This window comes from Streptomyces sp. WP-1 (genome assembly GCF_030450125.1).
GTDB classification, from domain to species: Bacteria; Actinomycetota; Actinomycetes; order Streptomycetales; family Streptomycetaceae; genus Streptomyces; species Streptomyces incarnatus.
Genome location: NZ_CP123923.1, coordinates 1,903,446 through 1,929,220, shown reverse-complemented (window position 1 = coordinate 1,929,220; position 25,775 = coordinate 1,903,446). Strand labels below are relative to the sequence as shown.

Annotated in this window: 26 protein-coding genes; 17 read left to right on the top strand and 9 right to left on the bottom strand. The window is 72.6% G+C overall.

The genetic code is table 11. From position 1 onward, the window contains the following. Nucleotides 1-117 precede the first annotated feature (117 nt). The 3 genes from QHG49_RS08210 to zapE all read right to left on the bottom strand — a co-directional run bounded on the left by QHG49_RS08210 (nucleotide 118) and on the right by zapE (nucleotide 2,989). Nucleotides 118-1,116 (bottom strand): slipin family protein, encoded by a 999-nt coding sequence (locus QHG49_RS08210; RefSeq protein WP_301488218.1) that lies wholly within the window; start codon nucleotides 1,114-1,116, stop codon nucleotides 118-120. A 70-nt stretch (nucleotides 1,117-1,186) separates the two neighbouring features. Continuing rightward, the gene (locus QHG49_RS08205) at nucleotides 1,187-1,765 is read right to left on the bottom strand and encodes a carbonic anhydrase (RefSeq protein ID WP_145486564.1); all 579 of its coding nucleotides are present in this window, start codon (nucleotides 1,763-1,765) and stop codon (nucleotides 1,187-1,189) included. Between the two features lie 120 nt (nucleotides 1,766-1,885). After that, on the bottom strand, nucleotides 1,886-2,989 hold the full coding sequence (gene zapE / locus QHG49_RS08200) for a cell division protein ZapE (protein ID WP_159706033.1): 1,104 nt from the start codon (nucleotides 2,987-2,989) through the stop codon (nucleotides 1,886-1,888). Between the two features lie 37 nt (nucleotides 2,990-3,026). Here zapE and QHG49_RS08195 point away from each other — a divergent pair, with 37 nt between their 5' ends. The 8 genes from QHG49_RS08195 (at nucleotide 3,027) to QHG49_RS08160 (ending at nucleotide 9,915) form a co-directional block, all read left to right on the top strand. Next, nucleotides 3,027-3,821 carry a pyrimidine reductase family protein gene (locus QHG49_RS08195; protein WP_159706035.1) on the top strand — a complete coding sequence of 265 codons (795 nt, stop codon included), beginning with the start codon at nucleotides 3,027-3,029 and terminating at the stop codon, nucleotides 3,819-3,821. 130 nt (nucleotides 3,822-3,951) lie between these two features. Beyond that, a complete protein-coding gene (locus tag QHG49_RS08190; RefSeq protein ID WP_186337714.1) occupies nucleotides 3,952-4,425 on the top strand; it encodes an indole-3-glycerol phosphate synthase in 474 nt (157 codons plus the stop codon). A 76-nt stretch (nucleotides 4,426-4,501) separates the two neighbouring features. Next, nucleotides 4,502-5,893, top strand: coding sequence for a UDP-N-acetylmuramate--L-alanine ligase (gene murC / locus QHG49_RS08185; RefSeq protein ID WP_301488212.1), 1,392 nt, complete (start codon nucleotides 4,502-4,504; stop codon nucleotides 5,891-5,893). A 13-nt stretch (nucleotides 5,894-5,906) separates the two neighbouring features. Then, nucleotides 5,907-6,314 (top strand): peptide-methionine (R)-S-oxide reductase MsrB, encoded by a 408-nt coding sequence (gene msrB, locus QHG49_RS08180; RefSeq protein WP_145486559.1) that lies wholly within the window; start codon nucleotides 5,907-5,909, stop codon nucleotides 6,312-6,314. Nucleotides 6,315-6,445: 131 nt separating this feature from the next. Then, nucleotides 6,446-7,558 carry an ABC transporter ATP-binding protein gene (locus tag QHG49_RS08175; protein WP_167532170.1) on the top strand — a complete coding sequence of 371 codons (1,113 nt, stop codon included), beginning with the start codon at nucleotides 6,446-6,448 and terminating at the stop codon, nucleotides 7,556-7,558. Further along, a complete protein-coding gene (locus QHG49_RS08170; RefSeq protein ID WP_301488207.1) occupies nucleotides 7,555-8,208 on the top strand; it encodes an ABC transporter permease in 654 nt (217 codons plus the stop codon). The genes QHG49_RS08175 and QHG49_RS08170 overlap by 4 nt, the downstream gene beginning before the upstream one ends. Continuing rightward, nucleotides 8,205-8,873: an ABC transporter permease gene (locus QHG49_RS08165; RefSeq protein ID WP_301488205.1), complete on the top strand. Its 669-nt coding sequence runs from the start codon at nucleotides 8,205-8,207 to the stop codon at nucleotides 8,871-8,873. Before QHG49_RS08170 ends, QHG49_RS08165 begins: the two co-directional genes overlap by 4 nt. 121 nt (nucleotides 8,874-8,994) lie before the next feature. Next, nucleotides 8,995-9,915, top strand: a complete 921-nt coding sequence (locus QHG49_RS08160; protein ID WP_145486556.1) for an ABC transporter substrate-binding protein — start codon at nucleotides 8,995-8,997, stop codon at nucleotides 9,913-9,915. Between the two features lie 69 nt (nucleotides 9,916-9,984). Here QHG49_RS08160 and QHG49_RS08155 read toward each other — a convergent pair whose 3' ends face one another. The 3 genes from QHG49_RS08155 to QHG49_RS08145 form a co-directional block, all read right to left on the bottom strand. Continuing rightward, the gene (locus QHG49_RS08155) at nucleotides 9,985-10,440 is read right to left on the bottom strand and encodes a tellurite resistance TerB family protein (protein ID WP_145486555.1); all 456 of its coding nucleotides are present in this window, start codon (nucleotides 10,438-10,440) and stop codon (nucleotides 9,985-9,987) included. Between the two features lie 98 nt (nucleotides 10,441-10,538). Beyond that, nucleotides 10,539-10,976 carry a DUF6114 domain-containing protein gene (locus QHG49_RS08150; protein WP_186337699.1) on the bottom strand — a complete coding sequence of 146 codons (438 nt, stop codon included), beginning with the start codon at nucleotides 10,974-10,976 and terminating at the stop codon, nucleotides 10,539-10,541. 5 nt (nucleotides 10,977-10,981) lie between these two features. Further along, on the bottom strand, nucleotides 10,982-11,677 hold the full coding sequence (locus QHG49_RS08145; RefSeq protein ID WP_145486553.1) for a DUF6230 family protein: 696 nt from the start codon (nucleotides 11,675-11,677) through the stop codon (nucleotides 10,982-10,984). Between the two features lie 731 nt (nucleotides 11,678-12,408). Here QHG49_RS08145 and QHG49_RS08140 point away from each other — a divergent pair. From QHG49_RS08140 to QHG49_RS08130, 3 genes are all read left to right on the top strand, one after another. Continuing rightward, nucleotides 12,409-13,059, top strand: coding sequence for a Tat pathway signal sequence domain protein (locus QHG49_RS08140; protein ID WP_301488200.1), 651 nt, complete (start codon nucleotides 12,409-12,411; stop codon nucleotides 13,057-13,059). Nucleotides 13,060-13,369: 310 nt separating this feature from the next. Further along, a complete protein-coding gene (locus tag QHG49_RS08135) occupies nucleotides 13,370-14,014 on the top strand; it encodes a ScbR family autoregulator-binding transcription factor (protein ID WP_159706043.1) in 645 nt (214 codons plus the stop codon). 22 nt (nucleotides 14,015-14,036) lie between these two features. After that, entirely contained in the window at nucleotides 14,037-15,233 is a 1,197-nt protein-coding gene (locus QHG49_RS08130) for a damage-control phosphatase ARMT1 family protein (RefSeq protein ID WP_301488197.1), read from the top strand. On the opposite strand, the gene QHG49_RS08125 is transcribed toward QHG49_RS08130, so the two are convergent. Further along, nucleotides 15,205-16,467 carry a cytochrome P450 gene (locus QHG49_RS08125; protein ID WP_301488195.1) on the bottom strand — a complete coding sequence of 421 codons (1,263 nt, stop codon included), beginning with the start codon at nucleotides 16,465-16,467 and terminating at the stop codon, nucleotides 15,205-15,207. The two genes, QHG49_RS08130 and QHG49_RS08125, sit on opposite strands and share 29 nt — an antisense overlap. Continuing rightward, nucleotides 16,464-17,246 (bottom strand): alpha/beta fold hydrolase, encoded by a 783-nt coding sequence (locus QHG49_RS08120; RefSeq protein WP_301488192.1) that lies wholly within the window; start codon nucleotides 17,244-17,246, stop codon nucleotides 16,464-16,466. Before QHG49_RS08120 ends, QHG49_RS08125 begins: the two co-directional genes overlap by 4 nt. Nucleotides 17,247-17,379: 133 nt before the next feature. On the opposite strand from QHG49_RS08120, the gene cyc2 reads away from it, so the two are divergent. From cyc2 to QHG49_RS08095, 5 genes are all read left to right on the top strand, one after another. Then, complete coding sequence (gene cyc2, locus QHG49_RS08115; protein WP_301488191.1) at nucleotides 17,380-19,542, top strand: germacradienol/geosmin synthase Cyc2; 2,163 nt, start codon at nucleotides 17,380-17,382, stop codon at nucleotides 19,540-19,542. Nucleotides 19,543-19,660: 118 nt separating this feature from the next. Then, the gene (locus QHG49_RS08110; protein ID WP_370530565.1) at nucleotides 19,661-20,008 is read left to right on the top strand and encodes a multicopper oxidase domain-containing protein; all 348 of its coding nucleotides are present in this window, start codon (nucleotides 19,661-19,663) and stop codon (nucleotides 20,006-20,008) included. Nucleotides 20,009-20,146: 138 nt separating this feature from the next. Continuing rightward, nucleotides 20,147-20,686, top strand: a complete 540-nt coding sequence (locus QHG49_RS08105; protein ID WP_159706053.1) for a PDZ domain-containing protein — start codon at nucleotides 20,147-20,149, stop codon at nucleotides 20,684-20,686. 218 nt (nucleotides 20,687-20,904) lie between these two features. After that, a complete protein-coding gene (locus QHG49_RS08100) occupies nucleotides 20,905-22,032 on the top strand; it encodes an aminopeptidase P family protein (RefSeq protein WP_301488187.1) in 1,128 nt (375 codons plus the stop codon). Between the two features lie 78 nt (nucleotides 22,033-22,110). Next, entirely contained in the window at nucleotides 22,111-23,043 is a 933-nt protein-coding gene (locus tag QHG49_RS08095) for an aminoglycoside phosphotransferase family protein (RefSeq protein WP_301488185.1), read from the top strand. Nucleotides 23,044-23,113: 70 nt separating this feature from the next. On the opposite strand, the gene treZ is transcribed toward QHG49_RS08095, so the two are convergent. Continuing rightward, a complete protein-coding gene (gene treZ / locus QHG49_RS08090; RefSeq protein ID WP_145486542.1) occupies nucleotides 23,114-24,859 on the bottom strand; it encodes a malto-oligosyltrehalose trehalohydrolase in 1,746 nt (581 codons plus the stop codon). A gap of 202 nt (nucleotides 24,860-25,061) precedes the next feature. Between treZ and QHG49_RS08085 the strand changes: the two genes are divergently transcribed. Further along, nucleotides 25,062-25,625 carry a DUF1707 and FHA domain-containing protein gene (locus QHG49_RS08085; protein ID WP_145486541.1) on the top strand — a complete coding sequence of 188 codons (564 nt, stop codon included), beginning with the start codon at nucleotides 25,062-25,064 and terminating at the stop codon, nucleotides 25,623-25,625. The last annotated feature ends 150 nt before the right edge of the window (nucleotides 25,626-25,775 follow it).

Below are 25,775 nucleotides of genomic sequence, written 5' to 3'. Positions count from 1 at the left end.
GCGGTGGTCGGTGGCGTGGGCCGTGAGGACGTGGCGGTGCGGGTGATCGCCGTGCGGCGGGGCAGGGACGGCGGTCAGGGCGACCGCCACGAGCGCGCCGAACTCACGCTCGGCGCGCTAGTCGGTGCGGGGGCCTCCGCCGGGGTTCTGTGCGAGGTGATGGGCGATCCCGGGGGCGGGTGCCGGGGCGCCGTCGAGGTCCGGGGCCTGTGCGCGGTCGGGGTCCGGGGGCTGCGCCGGGTCGCCGTCCGGGGCGGTCTCCTCAGGGGCGATCTGGGGCACGGGCTCCGGCGGGGTGAGCCTTTCGGGGCCCGGATCCGGGGCCCGGTGGGTCGTACGGTCGGCCGGGGTGTCCCCCCGGTTGCCCCGCTCCAGGAAGTGCAGCAGTTCGACCGGGATCGGCAGGACCAGGGTGGAGTTCTTCTCGGCGGAGACCGCCATCACCGTCTGGAGCAGGCGCAGTTGGAGCGCGGCCGGGGTGCCGGACATCTGCTGGGCGGCCTCGGCGAGCTTCTTGGACGCCTGGAGCTCGGCGTCGGCGTTGATGATCCGGGCCCGGCGCTCCCGGTCCGCCTCGGCCTGGCGGGCCATGGACCGCTTCATCGTGTCGGGCAGCGAGACGTCCTTGATCTCGACCCGGTCGACCTGGATGCCCCAGCCCACGGCCGGGCTGTCGATCATCAGCTCCAGGCCCTGGTTGAGCTGCTCGCGGTTGGACAGCAGATCGTCCAGGTCGCTCTTGCCGATGATCGACCGCAGCGAGGTCTGCGCCATCTGCGAGACGGCGAACTTGTAGTCCTCGACCTTGATCAGCGCGCTCGCCGCGTCGACCACCCGGAAGTAGACGACGGCGTCCACCCGCACGGTGACGTTGTCGCGGGTGATGCCCTCCTGGGCGGGGATCGGCAGCGTGACGATCTGCATGTTGACCTTCGCCAGCCGGTCCACGAAGGGAATGATCAGCGTGAGACCCGGCGGCCGTACCTCACCGGCGACCCGGCCGAGCCGGAACAGCACCCCGCGCTCGTACTGCTTGACGACGCGGGCCGCCATCCCCATGTACACCAGGGCGACGCAGACCAGCGCGACGACCGCCCCCACCAGCTCCGGGACCATGACGACCTCCTCATCCAGAGGTCTGATTCGTCTGTCGATGCAACGATATGCCTTTTTTGGCCCAGGCGGATCAGAGGGACTCGAAGGTGTCCGTATCCGCCCGGTGGGCCCGCACCGCGCCGGTGTGCACCTCGTAGTACCAGCCGTGCAGCCCCAGCCGGCCCTCGGCGAGTCCCCGCTCCACGCACGGGTACGAGCGCAGCCGCAGCAGCTGGGTCAGCACATGGCACCGCACGGCCTCGGCGACCTCCGGATCCTCCGGCGCGCCGGACGGGCGCGGGGCGGCATGCGCCAGCCAGTCGCGCACGGCCGGTACGGCGGTCAGGTCGTCGCCCCGCACCAGCGCGCCGACGGCGCCGCAGTGCGAGTGGCCGCAGACCACGACGTCGCGGACGCCGAGCACCTCCACCGCGTACTCGATGGTGGCCGCCTCGCTGGTGGGGTGGGCGGAGGTGTGCGGCGGCACGATGTTGCCCGCCGTGCGCAGCTCGAACAGCTGGCCGGGGCGGGCGCCGGTGATCAGGGCCGGGACGACCCGGGAGTCGGAGCAGGTGATGAACAGGACCTGCGGGGACTGGCCGTCGCCGTGCCGGGCGAACTCCTCAGGGCGGTGTCCGAAGTTACGGGCATTGTCGATGAGGGGCTGCATAGGGGTCCATGCCTCTCGTGCGAGCCAACCATTGGTCAACGGAAGGTCAAGAAAGACATTAGCGCGGCAAAGCCCCCGGTGGGGGGCAATTCACCCTATAGGGGGATGCCGGCCCTCTGATCAGGGACGGACAAGCCCCTTCGCGTCCCGGGCGAGCGCCGTGAGACGGGAGATCGCACGGAAGTACTTCTTGCGGTAGCCGCCGTTCAGCATCTCCTCGCTGAACAGCTGGTCGAACGGCAGTCCGGACGCCAGCACCGGGACCTCGCGGTCGTAGAGCCGGTCCGCGAGCACCACCAGGCGCAGCGCCGTCGACTGGTCCGGCACCGGGCGCACATCGGTGAGGCAGACCGCCTTCAGGCCGTCGGTCAGCGCCCCGTACCGGCTCGGGTGCACCTTGGCCAGGTGGTCCAGCAGATGCGGGAAGTCGTCGAGGGAGGCGCCCTCGGTGGCGTACGCCGCCCTGGTCACCTGCTCGTCGGTGAACGGCGCCGGCGCCTCGGGCAGGCCCCGGTGGCGGTAGTCCTCGCCGTCGATGCGCAGGGCGCGGAAGTGGGCGGACAGGCCCTGGATCTCACGCAGGAAGTCGGCGGCCGCGAACCGGCCCTCGCCCAGCTTGCCGGGCAGCGTGTTGGAGGTGGCGGCGAGCGCGACACCGGCCTCGACCAGCTTGCCGAGCAGCGTGGAGACGAGCACCGTGTCGCCCGGGTCGTCCAGCTCGAACTCGTCGATGCACAGCAGCCGGTGTTCGGACAGGGTGCGCACGGTCTGCTGGAAGCCGAGGGCGCCGACCAGGTTGGTCAGCTCCACGAAGGTGCCGAACGCCTTGCGGGAGGGCTCGGCGGGGGTGGCGTGCCACAGGGAGGCGAGCAGATGGGTCTTGCCGACGCCGTAGCCGCCGTCGAGGTAGACACCGCGGGGGCCCGCCGGGGCCTTGGGCGCCTTGGACCGGCCGAAGCCGAGGAAGCCGCGCCGGCCCGCGCCGGAGGCGTGCGCCCCGCCGAGCCCGGCCGCGAAGCCCTCAAGGACCGTGACGGCCTCGGTCTGGCTCGGCTGGTTCGGGTCCGGTATGTACGTCGAGAAGCGCACCGAGTCGAAGCGCGGTGGCGGCACCATCTCGGCGACCAGGCGCTCCGCGGGGACGTGCGGCTCGCGCTCGCAGAGGGAGAGGGGGCCCGCTTCGGTCAGGGCGCTGGATCCGGGGGCGGTGGTGGAGGACGACACGGTCACCCATGCTAAGCGCCGTGTCACACTGCACGACATGCGACGCCTGTTCCCTGTGACCGACGAAACACCAGCCCAGGCCTCCGATGGGGGCGAAAGGGGCGCGGCGGGCGCCGACCACGAGTGGAGCCTCGCCGAGCTGGCCGCCGCCTACGCGTACCCGGCGGAGCGGCCCTGGCTGCGCGGCAACATGGTGTCCTCGCTCGACGGCGCCGCCCAGCACGACGGCCGCTCCCAGCCCCTCTCCAGCGCCACCGACATGCGGATCTTCGGCACCCTGCGGGCGCTCGCGGATGTCGTGGTCGTCGGTGCGGAAACGGTACGGCAGGAGGGGTACCGCCCGGCCCGCGCGCGGGCGGAGTTCGCCGCGGCGCGCGAGGCGGCCGGCCAGGGCCCCGCACCGGCGATCGCGGTCGTCACCGCGAGCCTGGACCTGGACTTCTCGCTGCCGCTGTTCACCGCGCCCCTGGTGCCCACGCTGATCCTGACCGGCGCCGCGGCCGCGCCCGAGAAGGTCGCCGCCGCCGAGAAGGCCGGCGCCCGGGTCGTCGTCGCCGGTGAGGGCATGGGCGTCGACCCCGAGCGCGCCGTACGCGCCCTCGCCGGGCTCGGCCACCACCGGCTGCTCACCGAGGGCGGGCCCCGGCTGCTCGGCCAGCTGATCGCCGCCGAGGTGCTGGACGAGCTGTGCCTGACCCTCTCGCCGACGCTCACCGCGGGGGCCGCGCAGCGCGTCGCCGGGGGGCCGTCGGTCGCCGTGCCGCGCCGATTCGAACTCGTGTCCCTCCTGGCGGAGGACGGATTTCTGTTCGGTCGCTACCGCAGGCCCTGAAATCAGCGGAATCTGCCGTTCCGTTTGGTCTTCGGCGGGCACACTTAGACCCGCAGTACCCGTGCAGGCGCGGGGGAAAATGGTTTCCGCAGGGGTCCGGCCACGGCCCACGGAGGAGAAGAGGCGTTTGGTGTTCACGAGCGTACTGATGATCGAGAAGGCAATGACGTCCGCGGACGTCGAGTTCGTCACCACCTTGCACGGCGACGAGCCGGTCGCCTTCCATGTGCTCCTCCAGCCGCGCGGCGACCAGGCGGACCGCCTGCTGCGGGCCATCGACGACATCGCGCTCGGCGAACTGGACGAGGCGGTGCGCGAGCACGAGACCCCGGAGGGGGAGGACGCGCGCAGCGTCGGCCGGCAGGCCCTGGACGTCTCCGTCGCCGCCTTGCGGGCCTCCGGCAGCGCGGCCGACGGGCGGCTGGTCGAGGACCATCCGCTGGACGCCCTGAAGGCGATGGTGGCGGAGGTGGGCGCGGACGAGGTGATCGTGCTCACCGACCCGCACTACGTGGAGGAGTTCTTCCACCGGGACTGGGCCTCGCGGGCCCGGCACAGGGTCGGGGTGCCGGTGCTGAAGCTGTTTTCGCACAGCAAGGCGTAGGGGCTTCACCGAAGGCGGGGGCCGAGCGCATAGGCTAGGCCCCGCTTCAGCTCGTACCGTCTCTGGGGAGAAACGCATGGCACCCGGCCTTCCTGCCGCCATGGACCGACCGCACTTCATCGGCATCGGCGGCGCCGGGATGTCGGGGATCGCGAAGATCCTCGCGCAGCGCGGGGCCGAGGTCGCCGGCAGCGACGCCAAGGACTCGGCGACCGCGCGGGCGCTGCGGGAGCTGGGGGTCACCGTGCACCTCGGGCACGCGGCCGGGCACCTCGCCGACGACGCCAGCTGTGTCGTCGTCTCCTCGGCGATCCGCGCGGACAACCCGGAGCTGGCCCGCGCCGCCGAACTGGGCATCCCGGTCGTGCACCGCTCGGACGCGCTGGCCGCGCTGATGGACGGGCTGCGCCCGATCGCCGTGGCCGGCACGCACGGCAAGACGACCACCACCTCGATGCTGGCCGTCTCGCTCGGCGAGCTGGGCCTGAAGCCGTCGTACGCCATCGGCGGCGACCTGGACGCGCCCGGCTCCAACGCGCTGCACGGCGCGGGCGACATCTTCGTGGCCGAGGCGGACGAATCGGACCGCAGCTTCCACAAGTACGCCCCCGAGGTCGCCATCGTCCTCAACGTCGAGCTGGACCACCACGCCAACTACGCCTCGATGGACGAGATCTACGAGTCCTTCGAGACCTTCGCCGGGAGGATCGTGCCCGGCGGCACCCTGGTGATCTCCGCCGACCACGAGGGCGCCCGCGAGCTGACCCGGCGCCTGGCCGGATCGGTGCGGACGGTGACGTACGGCGAGGCCGCGGACGCCGACGTCCGGGTCACCTCGATCGTCCCGCAGGGCCTGAAGAGCCTGGTCACCGCCGTGATCGACGGTGCGGAACTGACCTTCGCGGTCTCCGTGCCCGGCCGGCACTACGCGCTCAACGCCGTCGCCGCGCTGGCCGCCGGTGCCGCGCTCGGCATCCCGGCCGCCGAGCTGGCGCCCGCCATCGCCGCCTACACCGGGGTCAAGCGGCGCCTCCAGCTCAAGGGCGAGGCCGCCGGGGTGCAGGTGATCGACTCCTACGCCCACCACCCCACCGAGATGACCGCGGACCTGGAGGCCATGCGGGCCGCCGCCGGGGACGCCCGGATCCTCGTCGTCTTCCAGCCGCACCTGTTCTCCCGCACCCAGGAACTGGGCAAGGAGATGGGCCAGGCCCTCGCGCTCGCCGACGCCTCGGTGGTCCTGGACATCTACCCGGCCCGCGAGGACCCGATCCCGGGCATCACCAGCGAGTTGGTCATCGACTCCGCGCGGGCCGCGAACGCCGAGGTCACCGCGGTGCACGACAAGACGGAGATCCCGGCCGTGATCGCGGGAATGGCCGGGCCCGGTGATCTCGTTCTCACCATGGGCGCGGGCGATGTGACCGACCTGGGCCCGCTGATCCTGGACCGCCTGTCGCAGCAGTAAGGGGCTGAGACCCATGTCGTACGACATCGAGAAGCCGGACGAGCAGTGGCGCGCGGAGCTGAGTCCGAGCGAGTACGCGGTGCTGCGCCAGGCCGGGACCGAGCCCGCCTTCACCGGTGAGTACACGGACACCACGGCCAAGGGCGTCTACTCCTGCCGTGCCTGCGGGGCCGAACTGTTCACCTCAAAGACCAAGTTCGCCTCGCACTGCGGCTGGCCGTCCTTCTTCGACCCGAAGGACACCGACGCCGTTGAGCTGATCGAGGACCGCTCCCACGGGATGGTCCGCACCGAGGTGCGCTGCGCCCGCTGCGGCTCCCACCTCGGGCATGTCTTCGCGGGGGAGGGGTATCCGACCCCCACCGACCAGCGGTACTGCATCAACTCGATCTCGCTGAGGCTGGCGCCCGAGGAGGGCTGACCCGCCTCGGACGGGCCGGATGGAGCGGGCCGTCGCCGTCTAGACTTTCGCGGCAACGGCCCGCGCGTCGTCGGCCGTGCCGTGGCCGCGGGCGGGCGGAGAGCTGTCAGACCCGAAGGGTGCCCGGCGTTTTGATACGGATAGATGCAGTCACGAAGCGGTACGACGACGGCACGGTCGCGGTCGACCGGCTGTCGCTGGAGATACCGGACCAGGCGATCACCGTCCTCGTCGGGCCCTCCGGCTGCGGCAAGACGACGACCCTGCGGATGATCAACCGGATGGTGGAGCCCACCGAGGGCAGCATCCTCCTGGACGGCGCGGACATCCGGCGGCAGCCGGTGAACTCCCTGCGCCGCTCCATGGGTTACGTCATCCAGAACGCGGGGCTCTTCCAGCACCGCACCATCCTCGACAACATCGCCACCGTGCCCCGGCTGCTCGGCTGGAGCAAGCAGAAGGCGCGCGAGCGGGCCGCGGAGCTGATGGAGCGGGTCGGCCTCGACACCTCGCTGGCCAAGCGGTACCCGTACCAGCTCTCCGGCGGCCAGCAGCAGCGCGTCGGCGTGGCCCGCGCGCTCGCCGCCGATCCGCCGGTGCTGCTGATGGACGAGCCGTTCTCCGCCGTCGACCCCGTGGTCCGCAAGGGACTCCAGGACGAACTGCTGCGGATCCAGGACGAGTTGGGCAAGACGATCGTCTTCGTCACGCACGACATCGACGAGGCGATCAAGCTGGGCACCATGGTCGCCGTGCTGCGCGAGGGCGGCCGGCTGGCCCAGTTCGCCCCGCCGGCCGAGATGCTCAGCGCGCCCGCCGACGCCTTCGTGGAGGACTTCCTCGGCGCCGACCGGGGCATCCGGCGGCTGTCCTTCTTCCCCTCCGACGCACTGGAGCTCGCGACCGCGCCGCTCGTCCCGCTCGACGCGGACGCCGCACGGCTCGCCACCGCCGCCGACGCGCCCTACCTCCTGGTCACCGACGCCGACGGCCGGCCGCTCGGCTGGGCCGAGCCCGGCGCGCCCCTCGACCGGGACCGGCTCCTGGACCACGGGCGGCCGTTCAGGGCCGGCACCGACTCGCTGCGCACCGCCCTGGACGGGGCCGTGCTGTCGCCGACCGGCTGGGCGGTCGCGGTGGACGGCGAGGGGCGCGCCGTGGGCGTCGTGTCGCAGCAGGCCATCGGGGAGGCGATCCGCGCCGCGCACGGCCGGGCGGGGGCCGAGGTGAAGGCCGCCTCATGAACGGTTTCTTCGATCTGCCGAGCGACCTCCAGTACACCTACCTCGGCCTCGTCGGACTGCATCTGCGCGAGGCGCTGATCCCGGTCCTGGCCGGGCTGCTCGTCGCGCTGCCCATCGCCCAGCTGTGCGCACGCTTCCGCTGGGTCTACCCGCCCGTGCTCGGCCTCACCACCGTGCTCTACTCCATCCCCTCGCTCGCCTTCTTCGTCGTCCTCATCGACTACTTCGGGCAGAGCGAGACCACGGTGATGATCCCGCTCGCGGTCTACAGCCTGGTGGTGCTGGTCCCCGGCATCGTGGACGGCGTCCGCTCGGTGCCCCAGGAGACACTGGCCGCCGCCGAGGCGATGGGCTTCGGCCCGCTGCGCCGCTATCTCCAGGTCCAACTCCCCATCGCCGCACCGGCGATCATCGCCGGGCTGCGGGTGGCGGTCATCTCCAGCCTGTCCCTGGTCAGCGTCGGCATGCTCATCGGCAACCAGGGCGCCCTGGGCAACATGCTCTACGACGCCAACACCTACCACCGGCCCGCCCTCGCCGTTAACTCGGTACTGACCACGGCGGTGCTGGGCGTCCTGGCCGATGCCCTGCTGGTCCTCGTGCGCCGACTGCTGACCCCCTGGATGCCGAGGAAGGGCACCGCCCGGTGAACGTACTGCACCTCGTCCACGCCTTCTTCGGCGACGGCGCCCACTGGCACGGCTACGACGGCATACCGGCCCGGCTCGCCGAGCACGTCACCTACTCGCTGGAGGCGCTGCTGATCGCCGCCGTGATCGGGCTGCCCGTCGGCCTGGTCACCGGGCACTACGGCCGGGGCGGCAACGCGCTCGCGCTGATCGCCACCGCCGGGCGGGCGCTGCCCAGCTTCGGGCTGCTGGTGCTGATGGTCCTGTGGATCGGGCTCGGCCTGGTGCCGGTGATGATCCCGCTGGTGGTGCTCGCCGTACCGCCGATCCTGGTCACCACCTACGAGGCGGTGGCGACCGTCGACCCGTCCCCGGTGGACGCCGCCCGGGGCATGGGGATGTCCGAGGGGCGGGTGCTGTTCCGGGTCGAGGTGCCGGTCGCGCTGCCGCTGATCCTCTCCGGGCTGCGCGCGGCGGCCGTGCAGATCATCTCCACCGCCACCATCGCGGCGTACGTCGGTCTCGGCGGGCTCGGCCGGTACATCATCGACGGCCTCTACCAGCGGGACTACGAGAAGGTCGTGGGCGGCGCCGCCCTGGTCGCCGGGCTCGCCCTGGTGACCCTCCTGCTGTTCTGGGCGGCCGCCCGGGTCACCGTGTCCCGCGGTGTGCGCAGGAGCACCTGACCGGCCGTCCGCAGTTCCCCCTCGTCCCCCTTCATCGAGTTCGTTCCCCTTCATCAAGAATGCGTTACAAGAGCCGGGCGCGCCGTTGACTCGGCGCCGAGCCCGTGGATTGGATCAGGTAGTGACTTCAACAAGCCAGATCAGCAGGTCCATACGGAGGAACCGGGGCGCGGCGGCGGCGGTCGCGCTCGCGATGGCGACGGCCCTGCTCGCGGGCTGTTCCGCCAAGTCCGGCGGCGTGGTCGTCGGCTCCAACAACTTCCCCGAGAGCAACCTGCTCGCCGACATCTACGGCGAGGCGCTCAAGGCCAAGGGGATCGACGTCACGTACAAGCCGAACATCGGCAGCCGTGAGACCACCTACGGGCTGCTGAAGAACGGCTCCGTCGCCGTCCTGCCCGAGTACAACGGGGCGCTGCTGGCCTACCTCGACCCCAAGGCGACGCCGAAGAGCGCCGAGGAGACCACGGCGGCCATCAAGGCCAAGCTCGCCTCCAAGCTGACCCTGCTGGACCCCTCGTCGGCGCAGGACAAGGACAGCCTCGCGGTCAACGCCGAGACGGCGCGGAAGTACCACCTCACCACGGACTCCAGCGCCGCCGATCTGAAGGCCGTCGCCAAGGACCTGGTGATCGGGGGCTCGCCGGAGTTCCAGACCCGGCAGCAGGGCCTGGCGGGCCTGAAGTCCGTCTACGGCCTCGACTTCAAGTCCTTCAAGGCCCTGGACGCGGGCGGCACGCTCACCCAGACGGCGCTGAAGAAGAACGATGTCCAGGTCGCCGACATCTTCAGCACCGACCCCACCATCGCCAAGGAGAAGTTCGTCGTCCTCAAGGACCCCCAGAACCTCTTCGGCTTCCAGAACATCCAGCCCGTCGTCTCCAGGACGGCCCTCCCCAAGAAGGGCGTCGCCGCCCTGAACGCGGTCTCCGCCAAGCTCGACACCGCGACCCTGCTGAACCTGGACACCCAGGTCCAGCTCCAGCACAAGGACCCGCTGGACGTGGCGAAGGCGTGGCTGAAGTCGGCGGGGCTCGACTGAGGCACGTGCGACGCGAAGGGCGGGGCGCGGCCGGGAATTCCCGGCCGCGCCCCGCCCTTGTGCCGTCGGTCAGAGGTCGAACTCGTGCGGCGGCAGTTCCAGGGTGAAGCAGGCCTCGCGGACGACGGCCTGTTCGGTCTTGTCGAAGTCGCCGTCGGCGCCGCCGATGACGATGCCGATCTGGATCACGGCGCGGGCCTCGGCGGGCTTCTTCTTGGCCTTGGCGATCTCCTGGAGGATGCTCACCTTGCCGAAGGCGAAGTCGGTGGTGAGCTTGTTCAGGTTCTCGTCGAAGCGGCGGCGCAGGTCGTCCGCAGGGAAGTTCTGGAGCACCTCATTGGTGGCGATGAGCTGAGCGACGCGCTGGCGCTCGGAGGGGTCGACGGTGCCGTCCGCCGCGGCCACGAGGGCGCACATGGCCATGCTCGCGTCCCGGAAGGCGCCGCTCTTCAGGTCGTTCTTCTTCGCCACCAGCTGGTTCTGCATCTGCGACGCGGATTCCTTGACGCGGTCCCACAGGGCCATGCTCGCTCCTCATATCAACGGCAGGTGCCCCGCGGCACCCACCGGCAACTTCTACAACACCGTAGAAACTGACGGTGGGGCCGGAAAGTTCCGGGACGTCATACCGCGCTCGTCCCGGCCTCCTCGGCGAGGGCCCGTGCCCGGCGGCGCCCGCGGCGGCCCACCCGGGGCTCCTGGTCGGGCAGCCAGCCGAAGGCGAGGCAGCTGCCGGCGACACCGAGCAGCAGGCCGATGAAGAAGCCGCCCAGATTGGACGTGACCCAGGTGCCCAGCGACACCAGCACCCCGACGATGGAGTAGAAGAGCCGCTGCGCGGGGTTGAAGAGGATCAGCAGACCCAGCAGCGCCATCAGGCCCGGCAGCAGATAACCGGCCAGCCCCTGCATGCCGATGTGCATCACGACCTTCAGCGACGCCTTCTCGGTCAGCAGGATCTCGCCGCCGCCCAGGGCGAGCAGCAGCCCGCCCCAGAACGGCCGGCGGGCCCGCCAGGACCGGAAGGAGCGCCCGGCACCCGGCCGGGAACGGTCGGCCACGGCGCTCAGCAACCTGAGTCGCTGAAGCGCAGCTTGAGACCCGGCAGCTTGAACACTCCTGCCGTGGTCGCGTAGTTGGTCTGCCGCAGGTGGTCGATGTGCACGCTGTCGGCCTGCTGGCTGAAGACGCCGATCGGGCCCTTCGCGTTGGCCTCGGTCAGCGTGCTCGCGTCGTTGCCGATCTCGATGTGGTTGAACGACGCGTCACCCGACATCGCGGTGGAGTCGGTGGTCAGGTCGGACGCGCTGACCTTGGTGGCGCCGCTGCCCGCGGTGATCAGCAGGTTGGTGCCGCCGAGGTCGACGCTCTGGCACAGCTTGGTGAGGGTCGCCTTCTTGATCGCCGAGGTGACGATGAGCTCCTGGCCGCCGGTGTCACCGGCGTTGGGGCTGCCGTCGGCCATGTTGTCCAGGCCGCCGAACTGTTCGAATCCGGTGCCGTCCAGCTGGCTCGCGGTGACCGTGAACGGCATGCCGGAGATGGCGAACTGCACGCCCAGCGCGCCCTGCGCGGTGAGGACCGCGAGGCCGGCGGCGACGAGGGTGGCGGGCACCGCCATCACCGCGGCGCGACGGGCCCGGACGCGGCCCCGTCTCCCGGTCGCGGGGGCCGCGGTGCTGCTCGGTGCTTCGGACGGTGAACCGCTTTCCGGGTTCTCGGGGGTGTTGCCGGTGGACGAGAGGTCCGGGGACGAGGCCATGTCTGCTCCCATGGGCATGGATCAACGCGGGTTGGGCTTCAGTGGCGCGATGTCCTGGCGCGGACAGCGGCCGCCGCGGACGCCTCCTCGCACTCCCGGCGGGCGCAAGGGCTTTCTCGTTACGCGGCGGTAGCCTTTCGAGGAAGTTACCGCCGGTTACATTTTGGGGTCAAGGGAGATGTGAAAAAAGGGTGTCGACGGTGCGTGCGGGCCGCTGAGGGTCTCAACTTCCCCTGTGTACAGATGGGTTGAGCGGCCCGATGGGTTGACGCCGGTGGTTGACGGGGTTACAAATTCTTCAGATTCCACGGATCCGTGGCGCCGGATCCCCCGAGCGGCAGCGGCCGTGCCCTCTCTGGGCACCGGCCGCGTTCCCGGCCCTTACGCGGCACCCGCTCCATCGGTCACCGATCGTCTCGAACTCGGGCCGCCGCGCACGCCGGCCCCTGCGAACGGCGGCCGCTTCGAACGGTGATCTTCCCGCACCGCGCGCGAGTACGGCACGGACAGCTCCCCATGGGTCCGTACCGGCATTCCCCTTGTTCGTCCGGCCCAGCCGATTCCCCCCGGGCACCGGCCGGTGTCCGGCCCGCCGCCGTCGCCGGTCCGCCGCGTAAGGAGAAGGCGTGACGGACCCGCGCCGGCGGCGACATCCGCACCACCCGGCACCGCCGCGCACCGCCCCCACCCCCCACGTCCGTGTTTCCCCACCTCATGAGAGAGGCACCCGCATGCGTACGCGTACCCTCATCGCTCTCGCCGGCACCGCCACCGCCACCGCGCTCGCCCTCGTGTCGGCCGGTCCGGCCTCCGCGGCCGGCTCGGTCCTCACCAAGGGCAGCGCCGGCGGCACCGCCGTCGCGGTCGGCGACACCCTCACCGCGCCGCTGGCGAGCGGCACCTCGGCCACCTTCTACTCCAGCTCGACCGGCACCAGCGGCGTGAAGTGCGGCACCTCCCAGTTCACCGCCAAGGTGACCGCCAACCCGACCGCGCCGGGCACCGCCACCGAGTCCCTCACCGGTCAGACCTTCAGCGGCTGCACCAGCAATGTCACCGGTGTCCTCGGTGTCGGCAGCGTGACCATCGACAACCTGCCCTACACGGCGGCGGCCTCCTCCAGCGGCACCCTCACGGTCTCGCCCCTGAGCGGCTCCGTCATCCAGTCCACGGTCAAGCTGAACACCCTGCTGGGCAGCGTCACCTGCGTCTACCAGGGCCCGAGCCTGGCCGGGAAGACGGCCAACGCCGACAACAGCATCACCTTCACCAACCAGCAGTTCACCAAGACCTCCGGGTCCTCGCTCTGCTTCTCCACCGCGTACTTCAGCGCCAAGTACGCCCCGGTGACGGACGCTGGGTCCTCGGTCTACGTCAACTGACGTCCCCCGGGCGGTCGTTTCGGGCCGTTCTGAACGCAGCGCCCAGGCGGCGCCGACGCGGTGCTCTCCGGCATCGCGGCGGCGCCGCCCTGCTGTGCGCGGTCATGCCGGCAGGGGTCGTACTGCCTTACAGCGCAAGGCAGTTGGCCTTTTTCGGCCCTCCGGTGAGACGCCGTTGAGGAGCCGGTCGTCCGCCTCGTATCGTGGCGATCATGGGGGCTCCCGTTGTCATTCGGTGAGTTATCGTATGCAAGGGGTTAAAAACAAACCGCATGTCCCGTTCGTTCGTCTCGCGAGGAGGGGTCCCAGCATGGCGAGGCAGTTACGCGCCGAACAGACCCGGGCCACGATCATCACGGCCGCCGCCGATCTGTTCGACCAACACGGCTACGAATCCACCAGTCTGAGCGACATCGTCGCACACGCGAAGGTCACCAAGGGTGCCCTCTACTTCCACTTCGCCGCCAAGGAGGACCTGGCGCACGCGATCCTGGAGCTGGAGAACCGCGCGGCCCGCCGTCTGGTGGCCGATCTCGACGGCCGCGGCTACTCCTCCCTGGAGGGCCTGATGCGCACCACCTTCGGGATCGCCCGGCTCGCCGTGGACGACCCGGTGCCGCGCGCCGGACTGCGCCTCGCCACCGCCGACGTGAAGGTACGGCCGCCACTGCGCCACCCCTACACCGAGTGGCTGGAGTTCGCCGGCCGCAAGTTCACCGGGGCCGTGCGCGAGGCCGATGTGCACGGGGACCTGGACGTCTCGGCCGCCGCCCACTCGCTCGTCTGCTTCTTCTTCGGCACCCGCGTCGCCGGCCGCTTCGAACCCGTGGGACGCCTGCCGCGCCGGGTCGCCGAGATGTGGCACCTGATGATCCGCGGCCTGGTCCCGGTGCACCGCCGCCCCCGCTACGTCACCCTCGCCACGCAGCTGGAGCGGGAGATCAGAACCGCGTGAGACGCGCGGTACGGTGACGGACATGCCCGAAACCCCGTTCGCATCCGTGATTCTCGGCAACGAACCCGGCTCGTTCCCGCACGGTGTGCTGGCCGAGCGGCACCCGGAGATCGTCCGCCAGGTGCGGGACGCCCTCCCGTACGGCCCCGGGCAGCACCGGGCGCTGGACGAACTGCTGAAGAGCTGCGCCGAGGGGACCGTGGAACCCCTGCCCGCCGACGCCCCGGACCGGGCGGCGTGGCACGCGTGGGGCCTGGCCGAGTACGCCGGGCGGTCCTGGTTCGACGTGCCGTGGCTGTGGTCCGAGAGCTACTTCTACCGCCGGCTCCTCGAAGCCGTCGGCTACTTCGCGCCCGGCCCCTGGCGGGGCATCGACCCCTTCCGGCCCGTCAAGCGCGCGGAACTGGCCGCGCCCGAGACCGACCGGGAACTCGCCGCCCTCGACGACCTGCGGGAACTGCCCGAACCGGAGCGGGACCGCGCCCTGCTGCACGGCTCGCTCTGGGGCAACCGCGCCGACCTGGGCTTCCTGCTGTCCGCCGAGGGCGCCGAGGCCCGGGAACCAGCGCCCGCGCTGGTCGCCGACGACAGCGAGCGGCTGTGGACGCTGCTGCCGCCCGGCGGAGCCGCCGACCTCGTCCTGGTCGCGGACAACGCGGGGCGCGAACTCGTCCCCGACCTGCTGCTGATCGCCCATCTCCTCGCCGGGGGCCGGATCGCGCGGGCGGTGCTCCAGGTGAAGCCGTACCCGTACTACGTCTCGGACGCGATCATGGCCGATGTGCTCGACGCCCTGGAACGGCTGCGTACGGCGCCGGGCGCGGCCGGGGAGCACGGGCGGCTGCTCCGCTGCGCCATGGCCGACGGGCGGCTCACCGTGCGCGCCCACCCCTTCTGCTGCGCCCCGCTGCCGTACGAGCGGATGCCGGACGACCTGCGTGCCGAGTTCGCCGCCGCCACCCTCACCGTCTTCAAGGGCGACCTCAACTACCGCCGTCTGGTGGGCGACCGGCGCCGCCCGCCGACCGCGTCGTTCGCCGCGGCGACCGCGTACTTCCCGGGTCCGGTGGCCGCGCTGCGCACCCTGAAGTCCGAGGTGGTCACCGGGCTGGCCGCCGCCACCGAGGAGCGGCTGGTGGCGGCGGAAGGCCAGCGCTGGCGCACGGACGGCACCCACGCGCTGATCCAGGTCAACCCAGGTGCACCGGCAGCGACTTGAGCCCGTTGATGAAGTTCGACACCAGCCGCTCGGCCGGCCCCGCGGGGCGCAGCACCGGCAGGGCGCGCAGCGCCTCCGCGTAGAGCAGCCGCAGTTGCAGGCGGGCGAAGTGGGCGCCCAGGCAGACGTGCGGGCCGTCCCCGAAGGAGACGTGCGGGTTGGGGGAGCGGGCGAGGTCCAGCCGGCCGGGCTCGGCGAAGACCCGCTCGTCGCGGTTGGCGGAGGCGTGGAAGACCACGACCTTGTCGCCCGCCGCGATGCGCCGGCCCGCCAGCTCGGTGTCCCGCGCGGCGGTGCGCCGGAAGGTCAGCACGGGCGGGTGCCAGCGCAGCAACTCCTCCACAGCCGGGGCGAGTTCGGCCTTGCCGGTGCGCAGCAGCTCGTACGGCTCCGGGTGCTCGGCCAGGGCCAGCAGGCCGCCCGGGGCCGCGCCGCGGACGGTGTCGTTGCCCGCGACCGTGAACAGGAAGAAGAACATCTCCAGCTCGGGCCCGGTGAGTTCGGGGTCGGCGGCGAGGGTCGTCATGATGTCGTCGGCGGGGTGCCGGCGCTTGTGCGCGGCCAGTTCGCGCGCGTAGGCGAACATGTCCCGCAGCATCGCCGGGGAGCGCGGGTTCAGCGGCTTGCCCGAGCCGTCGAGGACCCGGGGAGCGGCCTCGTCCGGGTCCTGGTAGCCGATCACCCGCCGCGTCCAGCGCAGCAGCAGCCGGCGGTCGCCCTCCGGGACGCCCAGCAGATCGGTGAGGTTGAGCAGGGCGTACTCGTCGGTGACGGCCGCCACCAGGTCGACCGTGCCGTCCCCGAGCGCGGCCCGCTCCCGTGCCGCCGCGAACAGCGTCCGCGCCCGCTCCCCGGCGAGGGCCGCGAACCGCTCGATCCGCCCCGGGGTGAACGCCCGGCTCACCAGCCGCCGCAACCGCCCGTGGTGGGGCGGGTCCTGGTTGAGCATCATGCGCCGGATGAACGGCAGATCCTCCGGGTCGGGGTCCCGGATCTGGGTCGCGCCGAGGCGCGAGGAGTACGCGGCCGAGTCCTTCAGGACCCGCACGACGTCCGCGTGCCGGGTCACCGCCCAGAACCCGGGACCCGCGGGCCAGCCCAGCACCTCGGGCTCCTCCTGCCAGGCCACCGGATGCTCGTCGCGCAGGACGCGGTAGGCGTCGTACGGCACCCCGGAGGCGTACCGGCGCGGGTCGAAGACGTCCGGCACCGGACCGGCGGTTCCTGTGCTCACGCCTCGTCGCTCCCGTCCGCGCGCAGGAAGTCCTCCACCACCCGGATCAGCTCCAGCGGTGTCTCGTCCATCGCGTAGTGCCCGGCCCCGGGCAGGGCGACGAGATGGCCGTGCCGGTACCAGGACAGCCAGGTCCTGCGCATCAGCTCGGGCGGCAGGGCCGGGTCCAGTTCGCCCGCCACGGCCAGCGCGGGCACCTCGCTGCCGGTCACCTCGGCGTGGAAGTCCTCGCCCGCCCACGAGTCCAGCCAGGCCCGGAACGCCTTCGCGTCGCTGCGCTGGAACGAGGTCCAGACCATCCGGTCCAGCCAGGCGGCCGGGCGGCGCCCGCCGGTGGTGAAGTCGATGATCGCGCGCCGGTTGCCCGCCTTGTGCGCCGCGTCCGTGAACAGCGCGCCCTGCTCGCCCGAGAGCGGCATCCCCGCGGCCGGCACCGGGGACACGCCGACGACCCGGCGCAGCCGCCCGGGCGCGAGCGCGAGCAGCCGCTGGGCTACCGCGCCGCCCATGGAGTGCCCGATCACCGAGAACCTGGCCCAGCCCAGCCGGTCGGCCAGCGCCACCAGGTCCACGGCCGCCTGAGCCGTCGTATACGGCCCCGGGGCGTCCGCGGCCTCCCCGTAGCCGCGCAGATCGACCGGCACATACGTGAAGCTGGTGCGGTCCAGGTCCGGCAGGACGGCCGCGTAGGCGGAGCGGTCGGCGAACCAGCCGTGCACGGCGAACACCCGGTGGGCGCCGTCGCCGTGCACCTCATGGGGCAGCACGAAGGAATTCATGCGCCTACCGTGGCCCGGGCACCTGAGCACGGCAAGGGCGCGGACGGGGCCCACCTCGGGGCCGGTTCACGCGATGGTGTGATCATGTCCCGCGCGTGGGATGGGTGTTCGGGGTGCCGGGTAGGGCCCGGCCATGACGCAGCCGTTCGAACTCCCGCACTTCTACATGCCGTTCCCCGCGCGGCTCAATCCGCACCTCGACGAGGCACGCGCCCATTCCACCGCGTGGGCCCGCGAGATGGGCATGCTGGAGGGCTCCGGGATCTGGGACCAGGCCGACCTGGACGCGCACGACTACGGGCTGCTGTGCGCCTACACCCACCCCGACTGCGACGGCGCCGCCCTCTCGCTGATCACCGACTGGTACGTGTGGGTGTTCTTCTTCGACGACCACTTCCTGGACATGTTCAAGCGGACCCAGGACCGCGCCGCCGGCAAGGCCCACCTCGACCGGCTGCCGCTGTTCATGCCGATCGACCCCCAGGCCCCCGTGCCCGAGCCGGAGAACCCCGTCGAGGCGGGTCTGAAGGACCTGTGGGCGCGTACGGTGCCCGCGATGTCGGTGGACTGGCGCCGCCGCTTCTCGGTGTCCACCGAGCATCTGCTCAACGAGTCGATGTGGGAGCTGTCCAACATCAACGAGGGGCGGATCGCCAACCCCGTCGAGTACATCGAGATGCGCCGCAAGGTGGGCGGGGCGCCCTGGTCCGCCGGGCTCGTGGAGTACGCGACCGCCGAGGTGCCCGCCGCCGTCGCGGAGACCAGGCCGCTGCGGGTGCTCATGGAGACCTTCGCCGACGCCGTCCACCTGCGCAACGACCTGTTCTCCTACCAGCGCGAGGTCGAGGACGAGGGCGAGAACAGCAACGGCGTGCTCGTCCTGGAGACCTTCTTCGGCTGCACCACCCAGCAGGCCGCCGACACCGTCAACGACATCCTCACCTCACGCCTTCACCAGTTCGAGCACACCGCGCTCACCGAGGTGCCCGCGATCGCCCTGGAGCACGGCCTCACCCCGGCCGAGACGGGCGCGATCGCCGCCTACGCCAAGGGACTCCAGGACTGGCAGAGCGGCGGCCACGAATGGCATCTGCGCTCCAGCCGCTACATGAACAAGGGCGCGCGCAGCGACTCGCCCTGGCGGCTGCCGAGCGGCCCCGGCACCTCCGCCGCGCACATCGGCGCCCTGCTCGCCTCCGCCGCGCACGAGCGGCTGCGCGCCTACTCGCATGTGCCCCACCAGAAGGTCGGGCCCTCGATCCTGCCCGAGTTCCACATGCCGTTCGCCCTGGAGCTCAGCCCGCACCTGGACGCCACCCGCCGCAACCTGCGCGCCTGGTGCGACCGGATGGGCATCCTCCAGGAGGGCGTCTGGGACGAGGACAAGCTGCGCGCCTACGACCTCGCCCTGTGCTCCGCCGGACTCGACCCGGACGCCACCCCGGAGGCCCTCGACCTCAGCGCCCAGTGGCTCGCCTTCGGCACCTACGGCGACGACTACTACCCCCTGGTGTACGGCCATCGCCGGGACCTGGCCGCCGCCCGCCTCACCACCGCCCGGCTGTCGGCCTGCATGCCCGTCGACGGCGAGCCCCCGCTGGTGCCCGGCAACGCCATGGAACGCTCCCTGGGTGACCTGTGGGCCCGCACCACCGCCCCGATGAGCACCGGGCAGCGGCGCACCCTCAAGCAGGCCGTGGACACCATGACCGAGAGCTGGGTGTGGGAGCTGTCCAACCAGCTCCAGAACCGCGTCCCCGACCCGGTCGACTACCTGGAGATGCGCCGCGCCACCTTCGGCTCCGACCTCACCCTGAGCCTGTGCCGGATGGGCCGGGGCCCCGCGGTCCCGCCGGAGGTCTACCGCAGCGGCCCGGTGCGCTCCCTGGAGAACGCCGCCATCGACTACGCCTGCCTGCTCAACGACATCTTCTCGTACCAGAAGGAGATCGAGTACGAGGGCGAGATCCACAACGCCGTCCTGGTGGTGCAGAACTTCTTCGGCGTCGACTACCCGACCGCGCTCGGCGTCGTCCACGACCTGACCACCCAGCGCATGCGGCAGTTCGAACACGTGGTCGCCCACGAACTGCCCGTGCTGTACGACGACTTCGGGCTCTCCCCGCAGGCCCGCACGGCGATGGACGGTTACGTCGACGACCTGCGGAACTGGCTCGCGGGGATCCTCAACTGGCACCGCAGCGTGGACCGTTACAAGGACGCCTGGCTGTCCCGGCGCGCCCACGGCTTCCTGCCCGACCGCCCGCCCGTGCGCCCGCTCCTCACTCCGGGCTGATCCACCGTTTCGGTGGGGAGAAGACGGAGGTGCCGGGCGAACTCAGGCTGTATGCGGCGTCACCGGCGGCGGCAACGACGGCTGGGCGGACAACGCGGTCGGCGCCGGCGGAGCCCAGCTGTCGGAGTACCCGAACGACCACCAGACGACCCAGCGGTGGTACCACGACCACGAGCAGTGGAGCTTCCTCGACCTCGCGCCCATCGTGCACCCCATGCACATCCACCTGGCCGACTTCCAGCTGCTGGGCCGGGACGCCCACGACGTCTCCGGCTTCGACCCGGCGGCCGGCGGCACCCGCGCCCCGATCCGCCACGACGCGGGCACCGCGATCCCGCTCGCGCCCAACGAGCAGGGGTACAAGGACGTCTTCAGGGTGCCCGGCGGCCAGCCGCTGCGGGTCATGGGCCTTCGACGGGGCGCACGACGGCGGCCACGGAGGGCACATGGGCTGAGCCGACCCTGAGTGGGGGGCCGGGGCCGGGGCCGGTGCGCGGGGTGTCCGTAGTGACTACCCGCCGCGGGCGCCCCGTCAGTCTCACTCGTTCGTGTCTCGTCGCCGGCCGGTGCGCCGGGTAGATGACCGGCCGGAGGCGAGCGAACCATGGAACACACTGCGTTGCGGCCCAGGCCGCTGCCCGGCCGGGGCCCCCGCACGGGCGGCGGCCCTCGCACGGGCGGCGGCCCCGCCCACCATCCGCACGCCGCGTCCCGGCGCGTACGGCGGCTGCGGACCCTGCTGCTCGGCGTCTGCGCGGGCACCCTGCTGGTGCTGTCCGGCGTGGGCATCGGCGCGGTCGGCGCCACGGTGCTCGGCGCGGGGCAGAGCGCCGAACCGCACCCCCCGGCCGCGGCCCCGCCCGCGCGGGACAGCGGACCCAAGGCCACCCTGGGCGTGGAGGCCGTCGACTACGGCAGCCCGGGCGCGCTGGTGGTGGGTGTGCACACGCCCGGCCCCGGCTCCCGGGCGGGCCTGGCCCGCGGCGACGTCCTGCTCCAGTTCGGCGGCGCCCGCGTCGACACCGCCGCCGACCTGGCCGGGGCCGTCGCCCGCGCCCGCCCCGGCAGCGAGATCCTGCTCACCGTGCGGCACAGCGGCGGCGGATTCCAGCAGCTGACGGTGGTGCCGGGCGTGGTGACCTGAGCGCGGCGGGGTCCGGGGGCCGCCGGCCATGACGGCCGGGTGCCGTAGGTCCTGCCGACCTCTGCGACCCGCCGCGCGCGCGGCCGCGCCGTGCCCGGCGGACGCGGGATCGTCCGATCGGGTCGCGTGGCCCGGTCCGGGCGGGCAGGATGCTGCCCGGGGTGCCTTCCGCGCGCCCCGGCACCTGCCCGACCAGCCAGAACCGCCCGGAGGCCCGGATGACCGGTAGGACGACCACGCCCTTCAGCGCAGCCGACCACAAGGCCCGCATGGAGCGTGCCGCGCGTGCCGCGGCCGACGCCGGACTCGCCGGGCTGCTCGTGGCGCCGGGCCCGGACATGGTGTGGCTGACCGGCTACACCCCCACCGCCGTCACCGAGCGGCTCACCCTGCTGGTCCTCGCCCCCGGCCAGGACCCCGTCCTGGTCGTCCCCACCCTGGAGGCCCCGGACGCCGAGCACTCCGTCGCGGGCGAGGCGCTCACCCTGCGCGACTGGACCGACGGCAAGGACCCCTACGCCGTCACCGCCGAGCTGCTCGACGGCCGCGGCCGCTACGGCATCAGCGACAACACCTGGGGCATGCACGTCCTCGGCCTCCAGCGCACCCTGCCCGACAGCTCGTACGCCGCCCTCACCGACTCCCTGCCCATGCTGCGCGCGGTCAAGGACGCCGCCGAGGTGGAACTGCTCGCGGCCGCCGGAGCCGCCGCCGACGCCGCGTTCGAGGAGATCCGCAAGGTGACCTTCGCCGGGCGCCGCGAGTCCGACCTCGGCCGCGACCTCGCCGCGCTGCTGCGCCGCTTCGGCCACTCCCAGGTCGACTTCACCATCGTCGGCTCCGGACCCAACGGCGCCAACCCGCACCACGAGGTCGGCGACCGCGTCATCCGGCGCGGCGACATGGTCGTCCTCGACTTCGGCGGCCTGAAGGACGGCTACGGCTCCGACACCACGCGCACCGTGCACGTCGGCGAGCCCACCGAGGAGGAGCGCCAAGTCCACGACATCGTGCGCGAGGCCCAGGAGGCCGGCTACCAGGCGGTGCGGCCGGGCGTGGCCTGCCAGGACGTCGACCGGGCCGCCCGCGCGGTGATCACCGACGCCGGGTACGGCGAGTACTTCATCCACCGCACCGGGCACGGCATCGGCGTCACCACGCACGAGCCGCCGTACATGATCGAGGGCGAGGAGCTGCCGCTGGTGCCCGGGATGTGCTTCTCGGTGGAGCCCGGCATCTATCTGCCCGGCCGGTTCGGGGTGCGCATCGAGGACATCGTGACGGTGACCGAGGACGGCGGCCGCCGCCTCAACAACACCGGCCGCGAGATGGTGACCGTGGACTGACGGCACGAGCCCGAGCCCGGGTCCGAGGCGGCCCCGGGCGACCACCCCGACGACACCCGGAACGGCAACGCGCGATCCATGACCCAGGCACCGACCCCCACCGCGGACACCGTCCGCCAGCTGGTCCGTTCGCTGCTCAAGGAAGGCCCGGACGGCGACGGACCCGACGTCCGGCCTGTCCGGGAGGGGCACGCGTACACCTGGTGGGTCGGCACCCGCCAGGTGCTGCGGCTCGCCCCCGACCGGGAGGCGTCCGCCCGCCGCCGCCGGGAACTGCGGCTGCGCGCCCTGGTCCGGCCGCACGTCCCGGTCGCGGTGCCGGTCGGCGTCGCGCACGCCGACTGGGCGCCCGGCCTCGCCTGCACCCTGGACACCGTGGTGCCCGGCGGCACCGCCGAGGAGCACGAGGTCTCGGCGGCCGGCGAGGCCGATCTCGCCGGACTGCTCACCGGGCTGCGCGCGGTGCCGGTACGGCAGGCCGACGCGCTCGGCGTGCCGCGTGCCGCCCCGCGCTCCCTGGAGGCGCTGCGCCGGATGGCCGTGCACGCGGCCGAACGGCTCGCCGCCGCCGACGAGTTCGACGCCGCGCCGATGTACCAGCTCACCCCGGCCGGGGCCGCCCAGCTGGCCGCGCAGCCCGGTGTCGCCGTGCTCACCCACCACGGGCTGACCGGCGAACACGTGGTGGTCAGCGCCGACGGGCGGGTGCGCGGCGTCCTCGACTGGACCGAGGCGGCGCTCGGCGATCCCGCCGAGGACATCGCGGGGCTCGCCGTCGCCGTCGGCTCCCCGGCCGCCGTCCGCGCCGCCACCCTCGCCGGGTACGGGGCCCGCCCCTGCCTGCGCGGCCTCTGGCTCGCCCGCTGCGACACGGTGCTGCGCCTGATGGACCGCCTCGACGACCGCGCTCCCGGCGACCCGACGCTGCTGCGCAGCCGGCTGCACCGGGCGTGGGAGCCGATCCTGCTGGAGCGGGTGACGGACTTCAAGACGGCGGGGGAGGAGCCGTAACGGGCGTTCCCCTCAGGCTACTTCCCCCCCCGCCTCAGGAATCCTCCCCTCAGGGCTGCTTCTTTCCGTCTCAGGGCTGGCTGAGCACCACGCACGACTCCCCGGGCAGCTGGAGCATGCCGTCCGCGCCCGGCGGCTCGACCGGCTCCCACGCGGCGAGGACCAGGGCCGGGCGGGAGCCCAGCGGGATGGCGGCCGGTTCCTCGCCCAGGTTCACCGCGACCCGTACGTCGCCCCGCCGGAAGGCCAGCCAGCGGGCCTGCCCGTCGTAGGCGACCTTCGTGTCGGCGAGGTCCGGGTCGGTCAGGTCCGGCTGGTCGCGGCGCAGCGAGATCAGCCGCCGGTACCAGTCCAGCATCCGTGCGTGCGCCACCCGTTCGGGTTCCGACCAGTCGAGGCAGGAGCGCTCCCGGGTCGCCGGGTCCCCCGGGTCCGGTACGTCCTCCTCGGCCCAGCCGTGCGCCGCGAACTCCCGGCGCCGCCCGCGCCGTACCGCCTCCGCGAGTCCGGGGTCCGTATGGTCGGCGAAGTACTGCCAGGGCGTGCCCGCGGCCCACTCCTCGCCCATGAACAGCATCGGGGTGAACGGCGCGGTCAGCACCAGCGTCGCCGCGCAGGCCAGCAGGCCGGGGGAGAGCCGGGCGGAGAGCCGGTCGCCCTGGGCGCGGTTGCCGATCTGGTCGTGGGTCTGGGAGTAGCCGAGCAGCCGGTGCCCGGCCACCCGCGCCCGGTCCAGCGGTCGCCCGTGGTGCCGGCCCCGGAAACCGGAGTACGTGCCGTCGTGGAAGTAGCCCCCGGTGAGCGTCCTGGCCAGCGCGGCGAAGGGATCGCGCGCGAAGTCCGCGTAGTAGCCCTGGGACTCGCCGGTCAGCGCGGTGTGCAGGGCGTGGTGGAAGTCGTCGTTCCACTGCGCGTGCAGCCCGAGCCCGTTCTCCGCGCGCGGCGTGATGAAGCGGGGGTTGTTGAGGTCGGTCTCGGCGATCAGGAACAGCGGCCGGTCCACCTCCGCCGCGAGGTGGTCGACGGCGGCTGACAGCTCCTCCAGGAAGTGGACGGCCCGGGTGTCGTACAGCGCGTGCACCGCGTCCAGGCGCAGCCCGTCGAGCCGGAAGTCCCGCAGCCACGCCAGCGCGCTGCCGACGAGGAACGCGCGCACCTCGTCCGAACCGGGCGCGTCCAGGTTCATCGCCGCGCCCCACGGCGTGGTGTGGGTGTCGGTGAAGTACGGCCCGAAGGACGGCAGATGATTGCCGGAGGGCCCCAAGTGGTTGTGCACGACGTCCAGGACGACACCGAGTCCCAGCTCGTGCGCCCGGTCCACGAACCGCTTCAGCGCCTCGGGGCCGCCGTACGGCTCGTGCACCGCCCACGGCGACACCCCGTCGTACCCCCAGCCGTGCCGCCCGGGGAACGGACACAGCGGCATCAACTCCACGTGGCTGATGCCCAGTTCCACCAGATGACCGAGCCGGTCCGCCGCCGCGTCCAGGGTGCCCTCGGGGGTGTACGTGCCCACATGCAGCTCGTAGAGCACCGCGCCCGGCAACTCCCGCCCCGGCCACGGCACCCGCCACCGGTACCGCTCCTGGTCCACGACCGCGCTGAGCCCGTCCGGCCCGTCCGGCTGGCGGCGCGAGCGCGGGTCGGGCAGCACCGGACCGTCGTCCAGCGCGAATCCGTACCGGGCGCCGTCACCCGCCGTCGCCTCCCCCTTCCACCAGCCCTCGCGCTCCGGATCGCGCGCCAACGCCCGCGCGGCGCCCTCGCACCGGAGCGTCACCCGGTCTGCCTGCGGTGCCCACACCTCGAACTGCACGGACGGTTCCCCTTCGTCTGTTCACCGTGATGTCCCGCGCTCCCATCGTGCCCGCCCCCGCCGTCGATCTCCCCTTCAATCGGCGCCTTTCCCTCCAGGTGTCGTGCGATGTTCCCCGGCGGGCCGCGCGGAAGTACCGGCCCGTGGGCGCCGATTACCCGTTTTCTGGACACTCGCGGCCCACTGACCGACAATCACAGGCGTGACGTCGTCCTTCGAGTTCCCCACCGCCCCGGCCCCGGCGTCCGCGCGGCTGTCCGACACGGAGCGGGAAGCGGCGCTGGAGGTGCTGCGGGACGGCGCGGCCAAGGGCCGGCTGTCGCACGAGACGTTCGTGCGCCGCATGGAACTGGCGCTCGCCGCGCGCCACGCCGACGAACTCGCCGTCCTCGTCGCCGACCTGCCCCGCGAGAACCGCCTGTCCCGCGCGGTCTTCGGCACCGTGGAGGCCGTCTCCGGCTTCACGGTACGACTGCGCCGCGCCTGGCAGGCCGAGCGGCTGCCCAAGCTGCTGCTGCCGGGACCGGCCCACACCCGCCCGCTGCGGATAGGCCGCGATCCGGGCAACGGGCTGCGGCTGACCCATGAGACGGTCTCCCGGGTGCACGCCGAACTCAGCCACCAGGGCGGGCTGTGGATCCTGCGGGACCTCGGCTCCACCAACGGGACCACCGTCAACGGCCGCCGGGTGATCGGCGCGGTCGCGGTCCGCGAGGGCGACCAGGTGGCGTTCGGGCGGGTGGCGTACCGGCTCTCGCTGAGCTGAGCTGAGCTGAGCTGAGCTGAGCTGAGCTGAGCCGAGCCGAGCCGAGCCGAGGTGGGCTGAGCCGAGCGTGCGGCCCCGGCCCCGGCGCCGCGGTCGCGCGAACGGGTGACCCGCACTGCGGAACGGCGGACGTCCTGCCGATGCAACGGG

What these genes read in the sequence shown, in the direction of transcription:
- QHG49_RS08210 (WP_301488218.1), bottom strand. Translation starts at nt 1,116, where the DNA reads ATGGTCCCGGAGCTGGTGGGGGCGGTCGTCGCGCTGGTCTGCGTCGCC.
- QHG49_RS08205 (WP_145486564.1), bottom strand. Translation starts at nt 1,765, where the DNA reads ATGCAGCCCCTCATCGACAATGCCCGTAACTTCGGACACCGCCCTGAG.
- QHG49_RS08195 (WP_159706035.1), top strand. Translation starts at nt 3,027, where the DNA reads ATGCGACGCCTGTTCCCTGTGACCGACGAAACACCAGCCCAGGCCTCC.
- murC (WP_301488212.1), top strand. Translation starts at nt 4,502, where the DNA reads ATGGCACCCGGCCTTCCTGCCGCCATGGACCGACCGCACTTCATCGGC.
- msrB (WP_145486559.1), top strand. Translation starts at nt 5,907, where the DNA reads ATGTCGTACGACATCGAGAAGCCGGACGAGCAGTGGCGCGCGGAGCTG.
- QHG49_RS08170 (WP_301488207.1), top strand. Translation starts at nt 7,555, where the DNA reads ATGAACGGTTTCTTCGATCTGCCGAGCGACCTCCAGTACACCTACCTC.
- QHG49_RS08155 (WP_145486555.1), bottom strand. Translation starts at nt 10,440, where the DNA reads ATGGCCCTGTGGGACCGCGTCAAGGAATCCGCGTCGCAGATGCAGAAC.
- QHG49_RS08145 (WP_145486553.1), bottom strand. Translation starts at nt 11,677, where the DNA reads ATGGCCTCGTCCCCGGACCTCTCGTCCACCGGCAACACCCCCGAGAAC.
- QHG49_RS08140 (WP_301488200.1), top strand. Translation starts at nt 12,409, where the DNA reads ATGCGTACGCGTACCCTCATCGCTCTCGCCGGCACCGCCACCGCCACC.
- QHG49_RS08135 (WP_159706043.1), top strand. Translation starts at nt 13,370, where the DNA reads ATGGCGAGGCAGTTACGCGCCGAACAGACCCGGGCCACGATCATCACG.
- QHG49_RS08130 (WP_301488197.1), top strand. Translation starts at nt 14,037, where the DNA reads ATGCCCGAAACCCCGTTCGCATCCGTGATTCTCGGCAACGAACCCGGC.
- QHG49_RS08120 (WP_301488192.1), bottom strand. Translation starts at nt 17,246, where the DNA reads ATGAATTCCTTCGTGCTGCCCCATGAGGTGCACGGCGACGGCGCCCAC.
- cyc2 (WP_301488191.1), top strand. Translation starts at nt 17,380, where the DNA reads ATGACGCAGCCGTTCGAACTCCCGCACTTCTACATGCCGTTCCCCGCG.
- QHG49_RS08105 (WP_159706053.1), top strand. Translation starts at nt 20,147, where the DNA reads ATGGAACACACTGCGTTGCGGCCCAGGCCGCTGCCCGGCCGGGGCCCC.
- QHG49_RS08100 (WP_301488187.1), top strand. Translation starts at nt 20,905, where the DNA reads ATGACCGGTAGGACGACCACGCCCTTCAGCGCAGCCGACCACAAGGCC.
- QHG49_RS08095 (WP_301488185.1), top strand. Translation starts at nt 22,111, where the DNA reads ATGACCCAGGCACCGACCCCCACCGCGGACACCGTCCGCCAGCTGGTC.